Here is an 18,229-nt window from a genome sequence, read left to right as displayed (position 1 = left end):
ACACGGCGAGATGGAAGGGTGGTGATGTCAGCAGTTTGTCCTAACGAAAGATAGCATGGGCATTTTGTTTTCATTCAATTGATGAGGAGTGAACAAGTATGAAATATAGCTATTTGGGCCGTTCCGGGTTAAAAGTCAGCCGGCTTTGTTTGGGGACGATGAATTTCGGCGTGGATACGGAAGAACGCGAAGCGTTTAAAATAATGGATGCCGCCGTGGATGCGGGGATTAATTTTTTTGATACGGCCAATATCTATGGTTGGGGTGAAAATGCGGGCAGAACCGAGGAAATTATCGGGAAATGGTTCGCCCAAGGAGGGGGCCGGAGAGAGAAAGTCGTTCTGGCCACCAAGTTTTACGGGGAGATGAGCGACTCGAACGATGGGCCCAACAATGCTCCCGGGCTGTCCGCCTACAAGATGCGCCGCCATCTGGAGGGATCGCTCCGGCGGCTGCAAACCGATCACATCGAGCTGTATCAAATGCACCATGTGGACCGCAACGTGTCTTGGGACGAACTTTGGGAAGGTTTCAGCATAGCGCTGTACCAGGGGAAAATCGGGTACATCGGTTCCAGCAACTTCGCCGGCCGGGATCTGGTGAAGTCGCAATACGAAGCGAAGGCGAAAGGCATGCTCGGTCTGATTTCCGAGCAGCATAAATTCAGCCTGCTCTGCAGGTTGCCGGAGCTGGAGGTGCTTCCGGCCGCCGAGGAGCACGGCATCGGCGTGATCGCCTGGAGCCCGCTGGACGGCGGCCTGCTGAGCGGCCATGCGCTGCGCCCGGCGCCGGGCTCGAAACGCGCGAACAATCCCGCCCGCGTGGAGAAGCATCGCGGGCAGCTCGAGGCGTTCGAGCGTTTTTGCCGCGAGCTCGGCGAAAGCGAGGCCAATGTGGCGCTGGCCTGGACGCTTACGCGTCCGGCGATGACCGCGCCGATCATCGGCCCGCGGACGCTCGGGCAGCTGGAGACCGCGCTGCGCGCGGTTGACATTCAGCTGGGCGAAGCGGAGCTCCAGCGGCTGGATGAAATTTTCCCGGGGCCGGGCGGGGAAGCGCCACAGGCGTACGCCTGGTAGGCGATAATCCCGGCAGACAGAACTAGCGCGTGTCAGGAAGCCCTTTCCCGGCCATCCTTATGGATGACGGAAGGGGCTTCTTATTTTTTTTGCCGTCACAGCTTAAAACGGGGTTGACCTTCACGCGGCGTTAAGGTGTACATTGGATTCGTCAGGAGGAGATTCTATGGAATACACGATTCAAAAGCTGGGGCAGTTGGCGGGAGTCAGCACCCGGACCTTAAGGTACTATGATGAAATCGGGATTCTCAAGCCGGCGAGGATCAATTCATCGGGATACCGGATTTACGGTCAGGATGAAGTGGATCGGCTGCAGCAGATTTTGTTCTACCGGGAACTCGGGTTTTCCCTGGAACAGATCGGATCGATCGTCAATGACCCGTCATTCGACGGGGCCCGCGCTTTGAAGGAGCACCGTGAACGACTCCTGGAAAGAAGACAGCAACTGGACGCATTGATTGCCAATGTGGACAAAACGATTGCGATGAAGGAAGGGAGAACGAAGATGACGGATCGGGAAAAATTCGAGGGCTTTAAACAGAAGCTGGTTGAGGATAATGAAGTGAAATTTGGCAAGGAAATTCGCGAAAAATACGGAGAAGATGCGGTGAACCGTTCCAATGCCAAGGTTCTAAATATGACGGAAGAGGAGCATCAAGAACTGCAGCGTCTGGAGCGGGAGATGTTCTCGGCCTTGCAAACGGGAATGGCGGCCGGGGATCCAGCAGGCGAGGCGGCGCAACAAGCGGCGGATTTGCATAAGCGGTGGCTTACGTTTTACTGGGACCAGTATTCCGCGGAAGCGCATGTCGGATTGGCAGAGATGTACGTGGCCGATGAACGTTTTAAAACTTACTATGATAAAAATGGTCCCGGAACGGCCGAGTTTCTGCGCGATGCCGTGCTCATTTACACCGGGAAAAAAAGCTGACGATTCGGTAACCCGCCGACGGATTGTTCGCCAAATCATTGTTTCCGCCTCCTTACTTGGGTTATCATTATAATTATATTGTGAAAGAGTTCTCTAATCGAGGTGGAAGTCAATTGAAAACGGTCGTGATCATCGGCGGCGGAATCACAGGTCTGTCCGCGGCTTATTATTTGCAGAAAGAGATACGGTCCCGGCGGCTTGAGACCCGGATTACGCTGATCGAATCGAGCGAACGGCTTGGCGGGAAGATCCATACGGTCCGCCAAGACGGCTTTATTATGGAAGCCGGCGCCGATTCCATCGTCGCCCGGAAGAAGAATGTGGCCCCTCTTGTGGAAGAACTGGGCCTGAGCGAAGAGGTCGTCTATAACGCAACTGGCAAATCCTATATTTATACGGAAGGCCGGTTGAAGCTGATTCCGGAAGACGCGGTTTTCGGCATTCCGCTCAGCCTGGAATCGCTGGCCAAGAGCGAATTGATCTCGGCTGAGGGCAAGGTTGAAGCGCTGAAGGATTTTTACACCCCGAACGGGACGTTTACGGTAAATGACTCGGTGGGCGGCTTTCTGGAGGCCTTCCTCGGCAAGGAAATCGTCGAGAAGCAGATCGCTCCGGTGCTGTCCGGCGTGTATTCCGGCAACCTGAGCGATCTCACACTCGCTTCCACTTTACCATACTTGCTGGATTATAAGAACGAGTACGGGAGCATTATAAAAGGTCTGGCCGAAAACCGTCAGACCTTCAAAGGAACCGGGGACAAGAAATTCTTCTCCTTTCAAGACGGCGTTTCCGCGTTGGTGGATCGGATTGAATCCAGGCTGGAGGATGTGGAATTGCTGAAGGAAATCTCGGCTGAAGCGCTATCCCGTACCGGAGGCCGATATCAAGTCCAACTTTCCGACGGGAGCAAAAAGGAAGCCGATTTCGTGGTGATCGCCACGCCGCATACCGCGGCACAGGCTTTGCTTAAGGACGCCATGCTTGACGAAGATTTCGCGGGGATGCGCAGCAGCTCTATGATCAGCGTCTATTTGGGCTTCGATCTCTCCGACGGGGAGCTGAAGGCCGACGGCACCGGCTTTATCGTGTCGCAGTCCCCGGATGTCGTTTGCGATGCCTGCACATGGACCAGCCGGAAATGGAAGCATACTTCCGGGACGAGCCGTCTGCTGGTAAGATTGTTTTACAAAAGTTCGGGACCGTCCTTTGCATGGCTTCAAGGTCTTTCGGAGAACGAACTTCTTGACGTAGCCCTTAAAGATGTAGCCGCCAGCCTGGGGATTCATAGCGAACCGGTCACCCACGTCGTTACCAAATGGCTGGATTCCATGCCGAATTATCATATTCGTCATCACGAACTGGTGCAGTCGCTGGAGCAAAAACTTTCCTCCGCCTATCCCGGGGTTTATTTGGCGGGATGCTCTTATTACGGGGTCGGTATTCCGGATTGCATTGCGAACGGGGAACAGATCGCCGGGAAGATCGCCGGGCGGATGGCTGAGCAGGCGGCAATCTGAGATTTTTAATAAAATTTTGGGTTCTTCCGTTTCAATCCCCATAGGCCGGGTAAAGTAATAACAAGTGGGAAGTGGTAAAAGGAAAACACCAGACGGATGTCATGTTCCATGTCGATCCGGAAAGGCAGCTGATTTACCATGAACTCTCTTGCAAAAAGGAAGAGACGAAAGAAACTGCTTCGTTTCTTGTCAGGTAGAATACCCTAGCCTTTGGAAGATTGCTTAACATTTAAATATCGCTTCCCACAACAGAGGACTCCGCGGTTTTCAATCGCGGGGTCTTCTTCTTGTTTGGGCAGAAGAGCAGGACGAGGCAAATGCATCAATTTCGCCGCTCCCGTAACTTGGCGGGGCAAGCTCGAATATGATCAAATATGGCGGTTCAGACGGAAGCGGGAGGTGAGTATCAAGGGAGATGAAAGATCTTTTATTATATGACGTGGAGTGGTGGATCCTAGGAAAAACGGCAAAAATGATCCAACGGTATCATCCCGCCCTCGATATCATGTCCGCCAGAGAATTGGACGACTATATCCGGGAAAAGGGCACCACCGCTTTAAATGCGGAGTATCGGACGATTTCCGCTATGTGTCTCGGCATCGCCGCTTACGCTATCTTCAAGCATGTCCGGATCGATTCCGCCGCAGCGGTCTCCTATTACTATTTCAGTAAAAATTACGACACTTACCGGGAATGGCAGGATGAACTGGTTCCGGATCCGGAATTTTTGCGGCTGCTGATTCCGAGAATCCGTAAGATCGGCAGCATGAACCGCAGGCTCACGGATAAGCTGAAGCAGCTCGCGCCCAAGGCGGACATCGAGTATATCGGTCATTTCGTGGACCATTGCCTGTTTCATCCCGCCGAGCGTCTTCGGGCTTCGGACGAACCTTTGGTCGTCGGGTGGGCGGGGGACCGGAATAAACGATCCAAGAACTATGATACCTTGTTCCTCCCCATACGCAGCCATTTTGAGCAGGATGCCGAGGTTCGATTTTTAGATACCCCCGGGCGGTATGCCCATGAGGATATGCCCTCCTTTTATCATTCCATCGACCTTCTTCTCATCACGTCTTCGAACGAGGGCGGCGGGGCCACGGCGCTGGAAGCGTTCGCCTGCGGCAAGCCGGTCCTCTCAACGGATGTCGGTTACATCAGGGAAGCGGCGCCTTCCGAGGCTCACGAACTGATTCTTCAAAGTGACAGCCCCGAGGCTTTTATCCGGGTGGTAGACCGGTATAAGAAAGAGAGAACGGCACTTCAAAGCCTGGGATTAAAATGCCGGCAGCAGATCGAAGACCATTGGAGGATAGATCAAGGGGTGGCCCGATGGTTCCGGGTCCTGTTCGGTTTATGACGGCTAACGACGTATAACGATAAGGAAACGGGGAGGATGACATTGACTGCCGAACTATACGTTACGACCGAAGTACCTATAGAGCTGATTTTTACGGATGTGGATGTACGCACGGCGAATAAGGAGCACACAATTCCCTCTTTTACGGAAGAATGGTTTGCCCACCATAAGGTCTACTCCGATGTATCGCTCATGCGGATGGAGCCGCATCAAGAGTTGTTCCGCTATTTTTACGGAGAGACCTTAGCCTCTCCCGAACCTTATTTGGATTGGTACGAAGGCATTCATCGCCTTAGAGGCATCGTGCCGCCGATGGAACGGGAAGGCCTGCTGAACCAGAAACGGATGGAATTTGAAAATATGCGTTTCTATTTGCAGAACGACCCAAGCTATTTTACGGATCATCCCCCGCAGGTCACCTATCGGACGCCGGGGAGATTTAATATTCAGGACGGACATCATCGGGCTGCTTTTCTGTACTGTTCCGGTTTAAGGCGGATTCCCGTCCGGATGCCGCGTGCGGATTATGAGCGCTGGATGAACCCGGAGGCGCTGGAGGACACGTTGCATACGATGGCAGTGCAGCAACGGGACCTCATTTATACGCCGATCCTGCATCCCCGTTTCTACGAAATGAGAAGTGAGCGGGATGAATTTTATAAAACCAGGCTGGATGTGATCCTGGAGTATTTGGGCCCCCGGAACTTGAAACGATTGAAGGTGCTTGATATCGGCTGCAATATCGGCTACTATGCCCGTCACTTCACGCGTGAAGGTGCTCGGGTTACCGGCATCGAGCCGGACCCGCAGCATACGGATTTGCTGATGCAATTGAACCGGCTGGAGCGGGCCGATTTTGAACTGGTTTGCGAGCCGTTGGAGCGTCTCGTGGGACTTCAGGGATATGAGGTCGGGCTTCTGCTGACGGTGTTTTACCATTTCATGGGGGATCCCGACCTCAGCGAACGATTTCTTGGTATTGTAGATTGTGCGGTTCAAGGATTATTGTTCTGGGAATCCGGCGACCGGATCGAGGAAGAGAAGTCCCTGCTGTTCAAGCATACGGGGTTTGAGGATTACGTAAAGCTGGCGGATACGTTCGGAACGGGAAAATACCGCGAACTCGGTGTCTTTTTGAAGCGGCCGAGATAAGTTTGGAGGTGTGGACATATGTTTCAGGAAGTATCCGTACTGATGCCGTATAAGCCGGATGACGGACCTAGAGATCGGGCCTTTCATTATATCAGGCGGTTTTACGAACGCATGCTGCCGGGGGCGCAGTTATGCATCGGTGAAGATTTGGATGAACCTTTCAGCAGATCGAAGGCGATTAACCGCGCCGCTTCTCAAGCCACAGGACGTGTTTTTGTCATCGCGGACAATGATCTGATTTATCATCCCGCGCTGTTGCTCCAGTCGATTCAACGGCTTGGCAAAGACCGCTGGGTTATTCCGTTTGCGCGGATCAATCGTCTGTCCGAGGCCGTCTCCCACCGAATCGTGCAGGAAGGGAGCGGCAGTTGGCCGCTGCCGGTTCAGCCGGACACGAAGCCGGCCGAAGCGACTTATTTCGTAGGCGGGATGAACGTGCTGCTGCGGCAATCTTTTGAAAGCGTTGGCGGGTATGATGAGCGATTTATCGGTTGGGGCGGTGAGGATGAAGCATTCGCCTATTCCTTGGATACGATGGTAGGGAAGCATGTCCGGCTGGAAGGGGAGCTGTTTCATTTCTGGCACCCTTTTGTCGGACCGAGCGGGAATCCGCATTATGACGAGAATTACAAGCTTTACTTACGCTATAAGGCCGCGTGGGGCAACCCTGAGGAAATGTACCGGCTGCTCGAGGAGAAACGTAAAATATGTAAAGGAAAAGGGGCAGATGGAGAAGATGGGAATGAAATTGTCGGTGATTGTTCCTGTCCTTAATGAAGCTACATTCGTTCCGCTATATTTGGAGAGTGTAGGTGCCTATGCCTATGAGATCATCATGGTGGATGGAGGCAGCACGGACGGGACGCTTGAAATGATAGAAGCTTTCCAACAACGGGGTTATCCGATCAAACTGTTTACCATGCCGCAAACCGGTCTTCCTTATTCGGAGGATTGGGATGAATCGCGGGTGCGCAATTTTTTGATCGAGCAGGCTTCCGGAGACTGGATTATGAATTTGGATATCGATGAAATTGTGGAGGACCGCTTTAAAGAGTTGCTTCCGGAATTGATGAGCCGCCATGGTGTGCATATCTACCAGTTTCCCTTTGTGAATTTCTGGAGAGATCCCAAAACGCTCCGCGTGAATAGTCCCGGGGATGAAAGATGGTCGAATGACATTACCCGGATGTGGCGTTCCGGCATCGGTATCCGATATCGCGACGAGAAGCATCATTGCACGCTGGAAGGGCCGGGAGGTCAAAGCATTTGGCAGATTCCCAGAGGCAGAGTGGATATCAATATTTACCATTACCATTATGCCTTGGGAAAAAAAATCAAGTTTAACGATAACCGGCGAGGCGACGTCAATTTGCCTGAAAATGAAGGCGAAGCGGATTGGAATTACGCCCATCCCGAATATGCGATCGCCACAAACAAGTTTAAAGGGGAGCATCCGGCAGTGATTCAGCGTTATTTGCAGCAGACGAAGCCCTCCTCCTGATCGAAAAAACAATAAGCCCTCTACGTTCCATTTGCCGCATGGCGAGTAGGCACTAGAGGGCTTTCGCATTTTCGCATTTAAGTGGAACTTTGAAGCAGTGGGCATGAACCGAGCACTTCTTCCTTCAGCCGCCGGGCAAATTCGGCCGGATCCCGGAACGTCCACCGCTCCAAGTCGGGCAGGGCCGCCGAGAGCTGTCCAAGCTGATCCTCCGGATAGGCAAAGCTATCGGCTATGCGGCGTTTGGCGTTGACGGGGACCGGTGCTGATTCGCCGCAATAGATCACGGCGTCCAGTTCCGCTTCCGCCAGCAAATCCACCCGGTTCGTCAAATATAGCAGATACCCTCCTTTACGGAAGCCCGTGATGGGCCGGTTATAATGGCGGAGGGCGTTTATGATCAGGAGGAAGTTCTGGCTCGAAGCGAGCTCCCTGACCACGTATTGCCAGCGCGAGGCATACGCCGTCCATTTTTTTTCGCCCAAAATCAGAATGCAGGGAACCCCGGCTTCCTGGATTCGCTCGGCCGCCTGCCGGGGCGTTTCCGTTATCGAGAAGAGGTTGTCTGGCCGCAAAGGAGTTCGCCAGGATTTCCCCCATTTTTGCTCGAAATACCCCTTGTTTTTTTCCCAAAGCTCTTTATATACCTCAGGCTGCATTTTGCGTATGGTGGCGCTCCCGTGGTGATACACGAAGGCGTCTTCAACGACGAGCAGCCGGTATCCGGCAGCCCTCACCCGTTCGCAGTAATCGTCGTCCTCAAACATCCCGATGCCGTAGCCGGTGTCCAGCGGACCGATTTTCTCCCAAACCTCCTTTTTCATGGCGACGCAAAAAAATCCCAACAATTCGGTGGTCCTGACGCGTCCTTGATTAAACCGGTAAAAATCCTGCAGCCAATCGGGATGGGCTCCGGATACCGGGTCCGCGACAAAATGGTCCAACGCCTGATCATTGCCGACAAAGTTGGACATCGGACCGGTCATCCCGACTGAAGGATTTTCTTGCATGGGGCGAAGTAGGCGGGAAATCCAACTGCCGTCCGGCACGATCGTATCGTTATTGAGCAAAATGTAATACTCGCCAGTCGCCTGCTCGATCCCCTGTGAATTGCCTGCTGCGAAGCCCAAATTCCGCTCCGAAAGAATTATTTTGATTCTGCTGTCCCGGATTCTTCTTAATCGCAGTGAAGTTTGATCGGTGGAAGCATTGTCAACTATGACGATCTCCAGATTCGGATAATGTCCGGGACGGAGCAGGCTACGCAAACACTGCTGGGTATACGTCCAATTGTTATGGGTCACGACAATGACGCTTACTTTGGGATACAGCCGCTTAAGAATGAGTTCGTGGATATCCAGGTAACGCTGCTCCCAGGAATGTTGACGGGCAAATTCCCTCCGCTTCTCCTCCAATTCTGGGGCTTTGCTTCTTAGAGCGGATTCGATGGCTTGCTCGAAAGAAACCGGGTCCGAAGCCATCCCGACAAGATGGGGAGACACCGAAGCGACCTCGGGCAGTTCCGTGGAAACGACCGGTTTGCCTGCCGCCAGATACTCATAAAGCTTGACGGGGTTGGTCGCCTCCGTCAGTCGGTTCTGTCTGAAAGGGATCAACGCAACATCAAATCGGCGCAAATAACCGGGGAGCTGCTGATAAGGTTTTTCGCCGAGCAGCAAGACATTCTTCAAATGTTCGACCTTCGAAATATCGCAGCCGAAGGTGTGCCCAATCAGGACGAAGGTCCAATCTTTTCTTTTTTCCGCTAGTTCCCGAATCAGATCAATGTCGAACCAGTCGGAGATGGCACCGTAGTAGCCGATCACCGGGCCGCGGAGCTTCTCCAGTTCGGCCGCCGTCGGAACTTGGGCGGACCTTGCGAAATGGCTGACATCCGCCGCATTGCGAAGCAAAGATACATCGGGGCGGAGTCTTTGAAGCTTCTCCTGAAGTCCTTGAGAAGAGGCAAGCACCAGATCCGCACGGAGGATCATTCTTTCTTCCTGATGCAGCATGGATGAAGCGTTTGTGGAAAAACCGGCGTGGTCATCCATGCAATCGTAAACGATCGTGTGCTCAGTCAAATTTTCAACGAGCGGTGACCAAAACGGAAGATCTACGATGGATACCATCTCGGTAATGGCGAATTTTTCTTTGACGACTTCGACGGACAGGCTCAAAAACTCCACATCCCGCGGACTCATTTGATCTTGGTACAGATTGAGCCTGGAACTTGAGCAAAGGGTTACGTTCCACACCCTCGGCGCGATTTTTTTGATTTTGACATAGCGCGCAATATCTTCTTTACCTCCGGCATCCATAGGCAGTGGATTCATCTCGGTCGTTACATAAAAGACGCGATGCCCCCGGTCGGCAAATTGCCGGGATATCTGCTGCGGACGCTGCCATCTGAAATGCCAATCAATGACCGGAAAACGAAATATATCATATAATTCACCGGTACGGCTCGGGGAATGGGGGGGAGATTTTACCGGAGGAGCGGCGAGCGCGGCGTTCTCCCGCGGAAACATTTCTCCGGCACCTTCCCTTAAAGGTGTTGATGGTCCGGCATTCAATAACGCTAGGCTTCGAATCGGTTTTTCGATGCGAGTTCCTGTTTTTTTCAACAGAGCTCTCCTCCCTAAGCAAATGTCTATGGTTAGAGTATGAGAGAAGCTGCCGCTCCGCATGGGGCGAAAGCCCGCCTGCCTAAAATTATGGAATTCCGTTCCTCAAATAGGCCTTTTTCTTATCTTTGCGAAGATAGGTTGCCGCACGGAGGCGAATGACATAAGTTACCGTATCAAAGTGAGGAGGTAGGGAACGTGAGGATTTTATGGGGGAACACTCAACTGCCGGATTACGAAAAACCGGTACAAAAAAAGTGGAAAGTAAAACGAAAACCCAAACTAGGGACTTGGACGGGAAAACGCGGCAAGGTACGCCATAGTCTTAAACGCAAAATCGTCCGCCTAAAGCTGCAAGTCGGTCGGCTCACCGGCAATGTGAGCGAATTGACCGTTCGGATAAACACCTTGCAAACGCAGGTCAACCAGCTTGCATCCCAAGCCGCAGCCAAACCGCAGCCGCCGTCTCCTCCAGCCCCTGGAGCAGGTCCGGGGGGCGGGACAGGAACCGGAGTGGGGACGTCTACCGGCGGAAACGCCGCTCAACATACGGTTACAACGATTCATAAAACAGTGAACGACAGCTCGGCCCGTGGAGACGGGACCCTGGATTCGCTGGAAAGTGCGCATGCCCGGATTACCGCCCTGCATCAACTAGTCGACGGTATTCTGCGCCAAATCAATTCGCAGCAGCGGCAAATCGATGACGCTTTTTCCAACATTAACGCCTTGAGACAACAGGTTCAGCAATATGTCGGGCCAACGGAAAATTATGAGGGTATCATTAATTTGTTGACCCCTTTGTTAAACACGAGCGTAACAATCGATACCGCCGCCGGCCCGATTTTCGGTACATTGGTGGCTATCGGATTGGACTATATAGAAATTGTGGAACCGGACGGCAGCATTGTTCTCATTCCGCTCGATCAAGTTTTATCCGTATCTTAAGCAAATGGAGTATAGGAGGGCATTAAGCGATGGATTTTGAACAGAGGTTAAGTGCATTTATCGGAAGGTTCATTGAAGTGGTTTTTGCTAACCAGTTTTTGCAGGGCCAGCTTCTGAGCGTTTCCGACGACTCGTTTGTCGTCCAGGCGGAGAGCTCCAATTATATTCCCGAGCCCCGTCAAGTAACCGTGTTCTCGGATAACGTCATTTTCGTGCGCATTCCGCAGTAGCCCCTAATGAAGGCTCGTCATCGGCGATTTCAATTGTTCCCGCATCCAGGACTTCCATATTTCGTACGTCTCCTTTTGCTGACGGTGCGTAATGCTGCCGCCTCTAATCCGTCTGTGATAAAGGGGTCTGGGTACAAAAGCAAAGGGGAATTGGCGCGCGATTCGAATGAGCAGCTCCAAATCTTCGTACAGTCTTCCGGCAAAGGGTGCTGCCGTATTCCAGCCGCCTAATTCTTTTAGAACCGCGGTTTTTAGCAGTCGCGGAGCCAGCGGTTCCGCCCGGCTCAATAGATCGTCAGGGGTCATGACGGGAGCGTGCCGGGAAACGGTCTGCAACAGCAATTGCCGGTTCGCCCGTTCCTGCCATTGAGCATATTGGGCCCAAATGACGGCAGCCTCCGGCATAGTCTCGGCTCCTTCAAGCAGAGCGGCGCAGCATTCGGGTGCGAGCCAATCGTCGGCATCGAGTTCAAGGAGCCATTCTCCCCGCGCCATCCGGAGAGCTTGATTCAGTGCATACGATTTGCCCTGGTTTTCATTTAGGATAAGACTGCGGATTCTGGAGCTTCGGGAAAACCGCTCTATGACTTGCGTCGTATCGTCGGTCGATCCGTCATCCACGAGGATTAGCTCCCACTCCAAAAAGGATTGAGCCATTACGGAACGTACGGCCCAAGGCAAATAGTCGCTGTCGTTGTAGGAGGCGATGACGATGGTGATCCGCGGAGGCTGTCGGGTGAAGTCCGGGCGCTCCGTCTCCTCTTCGTGGTGCTTCGCGAACAGAAGCGGGAGAATAAACCTCCGCGTCTCAGGTTCTTTAAGCCAGGGAGGCGGCTGCATCGGACTCGGGATAAGCACCTCTCCACCGAGCGGATGCCATTTCCATGTTTGTGCGAGTTGATATTGTTTATCAATCAAAAGGTATTGATCGAACGGGCATTCGGGCCAGGTTGGAAATCCGGGGAAACTCCCGGTGCAAACCGCTTCTTTGCGCCATAGTATAGGGCCGCGGGGAGCGGGGGAGCCGGGAAGGAAATTAGCGGAACCGGCCGAAGCGTCGTCCAGAACGGCTCCGGCCGTATCGTCCGGAACAGTCCGAAACCAGTGCTCCAATTGCCGGGCCAGCTCCGGTTTAACGACTTCGCCGGCGATCAGTGTAAGGAACCAGTCTTCCGGGATGGCAGCCAAGGCGCTGTTGATAAGTTCCGCGGCGCCCCTTCCAGGACCCGTCGAAAGGGTCATGATCGTGACCTGAGGCAATACGGAAAGCAGGGAGCGCTCGGTTTGCCGACAAAGGTAAGGTGGGGTGTCTTTGGAGAATATAAACGCTAGCATCGATATCACCTTTGCATTTGTTTTTCTCAGGATATGCATAAGCCGACCCGGATGCACCAACGGGTTCAAATCGGGTCATATAAAAAAGATCATGGTTAACGGGAAGTCCGGCGGGATCAGGCGTCAATCATGATCTTTTTGTTAGAACAACGACTTAAGCATTATGCCCAGTTTCCTTTGCGGAAAACGGGTTCGATCGTTCCATCCTGAAGCTCGCCGTCGATTTCGAGCTCGGCCGAGCCAATCATAAAATCTACATGAGTCAGACTGACGTTGGCGCCTTTTTGGAGCAGCTCATCTTTGGAGAGCTTTGTGCCCCCTTCGATATTGACGGGATAGGAGCTGCCCAGGGCGAAGTGACAGGATGCATTCTCGTCGATCCCCGTATTGTAAAAAATCCGATTCATCAAAGAAATCGGAGAGTTATGAGGCACCAGGGCCATTTCGCCCAGGTAGGAGGCTCCCTCATCCGTAGCCAACAGGGCGGTAAGATGTTCTCGCCCGGATTCGGCGTGATATTCCGTAACCTTTCCGTCCTTGAAGGTCAGACGAATGCCTTCGACCAATCGCCCGTTCAAATTCAGGGGGAGCGTGCTCGTAACTGTCCCGTTTACCCCGGTGCGAAGCGGCATCGTGTAAATTTCCTCCGTAGGCATGTTGGCCACGAAGTACACGCCGGATTCATTATGGTCTCCTCCGCCGAGCCAAAGATGTCTTTCGGGCAGTTCAACCTTCAGGTCCGTACCCGGTGCGCGGTAATGCAAGCTTTTATACCGCTTTTTGTTCATATACTCCTGCTTTTCCTTCAGTTTGCCGATATGTTTCCGCCAAGCATCAACGGGATCTTCATTCCCGTTAACCCGGTTCATCTGGAATACGGCCTCCCACATCGCCTCGATCCGACCGTTTTCGGGCAGGTCGGCGAACACTTTGTCGGCCCAGGCTCGTGTCGGAGCCTTGATCAGCGACCAACTGATTTTATTCGTCCGGATATAGCCCTGGAATTTCTCGCGGGCCACCGCGGCCGCCTTCACAGCGGTAGCTACTTTGTTGCCGTCCACACCGCTGAGCAGCATCGGATCGGGCACTTTGATGTGCAGTAGAGCACCGCCTCCCTCAGCGAGCTGCTCAACCATATCCGCCTGCCATTTCGGGTAAAAACCGAAGGAATCGTCCGGTGCTTTCTCATACCGAATCTTGGCAATCGTCTCGTCGTCCCATTCTACCTGAACGTATTTGGCCCCGGCTTCATAAGCTTTGGCGACGATCAGACGGGTGAATTCCACGGTCTCGAGCGGTGCCTGCACAATCAAAACCTGGCCGGGCTGTATGTTAACGCCCACTTTTACGACCAGTTCGGCATATTTCTCCAGTAAAACCTCAAAATTTTTCAAAGTTCTGTCCTCCCCGATAATTGCTCTATCCAATCCATTATATCGGAAAGGGAAAACACGGAGCAAAAAGGGACATTTAGTAATTACTCCTGTTGTTGATTGGAGTTATAATGGTAAGTAACCCTGACACCGAGCGTGTAGTAACTTTCCTCGCGGTAATGGCCATCGGGGCATTTTTTGACGTGGCAATCGGGTTCCCGGTCTGCTGCGAGCGGCTTTTGGCATACGGGACATTTGGGAGTAAACCATTTTTTAAACAGACCGGCCATCCATTAATTCCTCTTTTCAGATTAATTTACTTGGTATTATTATAACGGATTTGATCCGGTTCGTATACGGGTTTTATGAAGGACGTGATCAGCATTTTATTACTACTTGTCATGGTTCTGCTTGGCTTGGCGGGATCTTTTCTGGCGGGCATGTTTGGAATTGGGGGAGCGATTATCAACTATCCTTTGCTGCTTTTTGTTCCTCCGGCTCTGGGGCTTGCCGGGTTCACTACGCTGGAAGTGTCGGCGATCAGTATGTTTCAGGTGTTCTTTTCCGCCTTGTCGGGAGTTTTGACCACGCAATTGACGCGCAAAAGAAAGCCGGATGCTCCCGGAGTTCACCGAAAACTAGTGTTTTATATGGGAGGTAGTATTCTGGCCGGAAGCTTGTTGGGCGGACTAGCCTCCGGATATATCGCCGGAAATCTAATCAATATAACATATGGTGGACTCGCGATTTTGGCCATCGTTTTGATGCTCGTTCCACCAAGGGGAACCGCTCCGGAGACCGGGGAAAACGCGGGTTTTCCCGCAATTTTAGCCGTTGTTTTGGCCTTTCTCGTGGGGATCGTCTCAGGGATCGTCGGGGCTGGCGGTGCCTTTCTGTTAATTCCGATCATGCTGACTGTTCTGAACATTCCGGTTCGGACGGCGATCGTCTCCTCGCTGGCAATTGTCTTGTTGTCGGCCGTAGGTGGTGTTGCCGGGAAACTCGCAACGGGCGGGCTACCCGTCCTGCCCACTCTATTTACGGTGATCGGCTGTCTGATCGGCGCACCGCTCGGCTCCCGGGTTGCGGCCAAAATGGATACCCGCGCCCTTCGGTACGGCCTGGTGGCCATCATCGCTGCCACCGCGGTTAAAGTGTGGTTCACTGTACTGTTTTAAAGGGTATAATCCGGGCATGTTTGCCTCAAATTAGGACTGCAGGATGAATTAGATCATTTCCTAAGGAGGCTAAGATGAAAGAAAATCCCTTCTCCAGTTTGCAGTCGCAAAATCCAATCTCTCAAGCGCAGGAATCCGCGGAAAATGTGCGCCGTGCCGTGAATCAGGCCCAATCCCATCCAAGGGAGGAAACGATTCAAAACGCCCGTAACGCTATTAAGAAAGCGGAAAATGCCATCGCGCAGGCCGAAGGGCGCATGAACCAGGAACCGATCGAGCGGGCGAAGGAAAGTCTGGAACAAGACCGCGCCGATTTGGAACAGGTGGAAAATCAGTTTAAATAAATGTATGATAGCCGTGGAAACTTTACTTTAAAAGAAGGAGGGTAAAATTCATGGCTTTACATTTAAATTCCTATTTAACGATGGATGGCAATGCGAGAGAAGCGATCGAATTTTACAAACAAGCGTTGGGAGCCGAGGTGCTTTTCGCCCAAAGCTTTGGAGAGATGCCGGAAAACCCTGAGTTCCCGCTGCCCGAAGGAATGAAGGACCGTATCTCCCATGCGACCTTAAAGGTAGGAGATTCTGTACTGATGTTTTCCGACTCTTTTCCCGGCAATTCCCCGCAAAAAGGAAGCATGCTCTCGATTTGTGTTACAACGGATGATCTGGCTGAATCCGAACGGATCTTTAGTGCGCTCCAAGAAGGCGGCGAGGTGGAAATGCCGCTGCAGGATACATTTTTCAGCCCTGGATATGGCATGGTCACCGATAAGTTCGGCGTTCTGTTTCAAATTTTCACCAAGGGCCTCCAGTAAGACAGGACGGCAGGACAAGTTATTAGGGCTTTTCTGAAATTGATGTAAGGAAATCCGCGGACACCGCGGATTTTTGATTTGGCGATTTTTTTTGAATAACAAGGAAAAATAAGGCTTGATAAAACAGGTAGGATGCGATAGACTAAGTTCAGTTAGTAATTGGTCAATCAATAACATTTGTTGTGCAGATAGTCTACAACGGGTGAAGGGGGCACCAACCTATGACAAAGAGAGCAGCCTCGGCCAATCGGCGAACCGACATTGTCAACGCTGCGATTGAGGTGTTCGCGGAAATCGGATATTACCGAGCAACTACCGCGCAAGTGGCGGAGCGGGCCGAAATTTCGCAGCCGTATGTTTTTCGTTTTTTTAATAAAGAGACATTGATGGTCGCGGCATTGGAAGTTTCGTTTCAAAGGATTCAGCAGGCGTTCGACCGCATCATTCGATCGGCGGATCAGGAGCATCTGGAGGCGGGTTTGATCCGGGAATACGAAGGGATTATGGAGTTGCACCGGAACGAAATCTTGCTTCAGATGCAAGCGCAGACCATTCAGGAAGAGCCGATTCGCGAGGCCATGAGAAAAGGGATGGCAGAAATACATCAAATGGTGCTAAATGCGTTTGAGAAAGCGGGGATCGGGAATCCTCAACGGCGAACCGAAAATTTTATAGCCAGAGGTCTGCTGTGCAATGTGACGATGGCTTTGAATCTGCCTCAGCTTATGAAAAAAGATCTTGGTTGAGGGAGATCTTTTTCGAGTATTTGTGATTGATCAATCAATAACAAAAATAATATTATTAATTTGGAGGGAGTATTAAAATGATGAAAAAGGCGATCGTATTGGGTGCAACCGGGGGTGTAGGCCATCCATTAACCGTTGAGTTGGTCAAAAGGGGAGTAGAGACGATTGCATTCGGGAGATCCATGGATAAATTGAAGAAATTAGCGGATGAGATCGGTCACAACCGGTTGTTACGTCTTTATGCAGGGGATGCTTTTCATCCTGAGGACATTGTGAAAGCCGCCGAGGGGGCGGATGTTATTTTTCATAGTGCCAACATTCCTTATCACGAGATGGAGACCCGGCTTCTCCCTTTGGGCGAGGCGGTGATGCAGGCGGCCGAACGTTTGGGGACCAAAGTGGTAGTGGTGGATGGAATATACCCTTATGGGAGGAGAACCGTGGAGAAAGCGACGGAAGATCATCCTAAAACTCCGCATACTCGTAAAGGGAAAACCCGTCTCGCTTATGAAAAGATGATCCTGAGTTCGCGGTGGAAAAAAGCCCGCCCGTTGATCGTCCGGCTCCCCGATTATTACGGGCCTTCGGCCCAGGCTTCTTACCTTTCATTGACCATGCAGGCGATTGCGGCCGGTAAGGGCACCGCTTTTATCGGAAACATGAAGGTTCCCCGGGAATATGTATATCTGCCAGACGCGGCCAATATGATTGTAAATATTGCGGAACGGGATAGCTCTTATGGACAAAACTGGCACATCCCCGGCCCGGGACTGCTTTCGGGGCACGAGTTGGTCCGGATTGCCCAGCAAGCCAGCGGGCGGAAGAAAACGGTGATTCCAATGGGGAAGGTTAGTCTGACTATGGCGGGATGGTTTAATCCGGTGATGAAAGAGGTTGTCGAGATGCTATATTTGACGGAAGAGCCGTTTGTGTTGAGCGGGGAGAAATACGAAAGACACATCGGACCTCTCATCTGGACGCCTCACGAAAAAGCGATTCGCGATACCATCGTGAAGCTGCAGGAGGAAGATGAGAAAGCAAAGTCCCAATAAATAAAGAAGCTTTTTCCTTGGATATCTTTATATATGGATATCCTTTTTTCTTCGTGGTAAGATAAGTGTCCAGTCGGTTTTGGCGAGGCTTATAGCAACTTGAAGCATGAAAGCTGAAATCCTGGAACAATTTATCACTTGTAAGCATTAGCTGAATATGTTATATTATTATTCCTGCCGCTTCGACGGTATGGTGGCAAGCGAAATGGTAAGAATTAGTTCTTGCAATCTAGCTTGCTCATATGATAAGATATAAAAGTTGCCGATGATGAGGCGATAACGAAATGAATGAAGTTGATCTTTGAAAACTGAACAACGAGTGAGTATTAAAATGAGAAGTAAAATTCTCGTCAGATTCAAAATGAGCTATCAGCTTATTCAAT

General features: G+C 51.9%; 17 protein-coding genes. 14 read left to right on the top strand and 3 right to left on the bottom strand.

The window, feature by feature from the left end; all coding sequences use genetic code 11:
• Nucleotides 1–98 precede the first annotated feature (98 nt).
• The 7 genes from V4U84_RS00085 (at nucleotide 99) to V4U84_RS00055 (ending at nucleotide 7,537) form a co-directional block, all read left to right on the top strand.
• Nucleotides 99–1,079 (top strand): aldo/keto reductase, encoded by a 981-nt coding sequence (locus tag V4U84_RS00085; RefSeq protein WP_334072760.1) that lies wholly within the window; start codon nucleotides 99–101, stop codon nucleotides 1,077–1,079.
• A gap of 166 nt (nucleotides 1,080–1,245) precedes the next feature.
• Nucleotides 1,246–2,010 (top strand): MerR family transcriptional regulator, encoded by a 765-nt coding sequence (locus V4U84_RS00080; protein ID WP_334072759.1) that lies wholly within the window; start codon nucleotides 1,246–1,248, stop codon nucleotides 2,008–2,010.
• Between the two features lie 113 nt (nucleotides 2,011–2,123).
• Entirely contained in the window at nucleotides 2,124–3,527 is a 1,404-nt protein-coding gene (locus tag V4U84_RS00075; protein WP_334072758.1) for a protoporphyrinogen oxidase, read from the top strand.
• 415 nt (nucleotides 3,528–3,942) lie between these two features.
• Nucleotides 3,943–4,884, top strand: coding sequence for a glycosyltransferase family 4 protein (locus V4U84_RS00070; RefSeq protein WP_334072757.1), 942 nt, complete (start codon nucleotides 3,943–3,945; stop codon nucleotides 4,882–4,884).
• A 42-nt stretch (nucleotides 4,885–4,926) separates the two neighbouring features.
• The gene (locus V4U84_RS00065; RefSeq protein ID WP_334072756.1) at nucleotides 4,927–6,036 is read left to right on the top strand and encodes a class I SAM-dependent methyltransferase; all 1,110 of its coding nucleotides are present in this window, start codon (nucleotides 4,927–4,929) and stop codon (nucleotides 6,034–6,036) included.
• Between the two features lie 18 nt (nucleotides 6,037–6,054).
• Nucleotides 6,055–6,810 carry a galactosyltransferase-related protein gene (locus tag V4U84_RS00060; protein ID WP_334072755.1) on the top strand — a complete coding sequence of 252 codons (756 nt, stop codon included), beginning with the start codon at nucleotides 6,055–6,057 and terminating at the stop codon, nucleotides 6,808–6,810.
• On the top strand, nucleotides 6,779–7,537 hold the full coding sequence (locus tag V4U84_RS00055) for a glycosyltransferase (RefSeq protein ID WP_334072754.1): 759 nt from the start codon (nucleotides 6,779–6,781) through the stop codon (nucleotides 7,535–7,537). The genes V4U84_RS00060 and V4U84_RS00055 overlap by 32 nt, the downstream gene beginning before the upstream one ends.
• A 77-nt stretch (nucleotides 7,538–7,614) precedes the next feature.
• Here V4U84_RS00055 and V4U84_RS00050 read toward each other — a convergent pair whose 3' ends face one another.
• Nucleotides 7,615–10,164, bottom strand: coding sequence for a glycosyltransferase (locus V4U84_RS00050; protein ID WP_334072753.1), 2,550 nt, complete (start codon nucleotides 10,162–10,164; stop codon nucleotides 7,615–7,617).
• A 198-nt stretch (nucleotides 10,165–10,362) separates the two neighbouring features.
• Between V4U84_RS00050 and V4U84_RS00045 the strand changes: the two genes are divergently transcribed.
• Both V4U84_RS00045 and V4U84_RS00040 read left to right on the top strand, forming a co-directional pair.
• Nucleotides 10,363–11,112, top strand: a complete 750-nt coding sequence (locus tag V4U84_RS00045) for a hypothetical protein (RefSeq protein WP_334072752.1) — start codon at nucleotides 10,363–10,365, stop codon at nucleotides 11,110–11,112.
• 29 nt (nucleotides 11,113–11,141) lie between these two features.
• Nucleotides 11,142–11,342: a hypothetical protein gene (locus V4U84_RS00040; RefSeq protein ID WP_334072751.1), complete on the top strand. Its 201-nt coding sequence runs from the start codon at nucleotides 11,142–11,144 to the stop codon at nucleotides 11,340–11,342.
• 3 nt (nucleotides 11,343–11,345) lie between these two features.
• On the opposite strand, the gene V4U84_RS00035 is transcribed toward V4U84_RS00040, so the two are convergent.
• Both V4U84_RS00035 and V4U84_RS00030 read right to left on the bottom strand, forming a co-directional pair.
• The gene (locus V4U84_RS00035; protein ID WP_334072750.1) at nucleotides 11,346–12,677 is read right to left on the bottom strand and encodes a glycosyltransferase family 2 protein; all 1,332 of its coding nucleotides are present in this window, start codon (nucleotides 12,675–12,677) and stop codon (nucleotides 11,346–11,348) included.
• A gap of 161 nt (nucleotides 12,678–12,838) precedes the next feature.
• Nucleotides 12,839–14,071 (bottom strand): aminopeptidase, encoded by a 1,233-nt coding sequence (locus tag V4U84_RS00030; protein ID WP_334072749.1) that lies wholly within the window; start codon nucleotides 14,069–14,071, stop codon nucleotides 12,839–12,841.
• Between the two features lie 356 nt (nucleotides 14,072–14,427).
• Between V4U84_RS00030 and V4U84_RS00025 the strand changes: the two genes are divergently transcribed.
• The 5 genes from V4U84_RS00025 to V4U84_RS00005 all read left to right on the top strand — a co-directional run bounded on the left by V4U84_RS00025 (nucleotide 14,428) and on the right by V4U84_RS00005 (nucleotide 17,846).
• Nucleotides 14,428–15,228 carry a sulfite exporter TauE/SafE family protein gene (locus V4U84_RS00025; protein WP_334073362.1) on the top strand — a complete coding sequence of 267 codons (801 nt, stop codon included), beginning with the start codon at nucleotides 14,428–14,430 and terminating at the stop codon, nucleotides 15,226–15,228.
• Nucleotides 15,229–15,302: 74 nt separating this feature from the next.
• Nucleotides 15,303–15,572, top strand: coding sequence for a hypothetical protein (locus V4U84_RS00020; protein WP_334072748.1), 270 nt, complete (start codon nucleotides 15,303–15,305; stop codon nucleotides 15,570–15,572).
• A 50-nt stretch (nucleotides 15,573–15,622) separates the two neighbouring features.
• Nucleotides 15,623–16,048, top strand: a complete 426-nt coding sequence (locus V4U84_RS00015) for a VOC family protein (protein ID WP_334072747.1) — start codon at nucleotides 15,623–15,625, stop codon at nucleotides 16,046–16,048.
• Between the two features lie 221 nt (nucleotides 16,049–16,269).
• Complete coding sequence (locus V4U84_RS00010) at nucleotides 16,270–16,794, top strand: TetR/AcrR family transcriptional regulator (protein ID WP_334072746.1); 525 nt, start codon at nucleotides 16,270–16,272, stop codon at nucleotides 16,792–16,794.
• A gap of 80 nt (nucleotides 16,795–16,874) precedes the next feature.
• Entirely contained in the window at nucleotides 16,875–17,846 is a 972-nt protein-coding gene (locus V4U84_RS00005) for an SDR family NAD(P)-dependent oxidoreductase (protein ID WP_334073361.1), read from the top strand.
• Nucleotides 17,847–18,229 lie beyond the last annotated feature (383 nt).

The organism is Paenibacillus sanfengchensis (genome assembly GCF_036864765.1).
Classification (GTDB): Bacteria; Bacillota; Bacilli; order Paenibacillales; family Paenibacillaceae; genus Fontibacillus; species Fontibacillus sanfengchensis.
The sequence above is the reverse complement of the archived record's forward strand: the minus strand, read 5'-3'. Positions and strand labels throughout refer to the sequence as shown.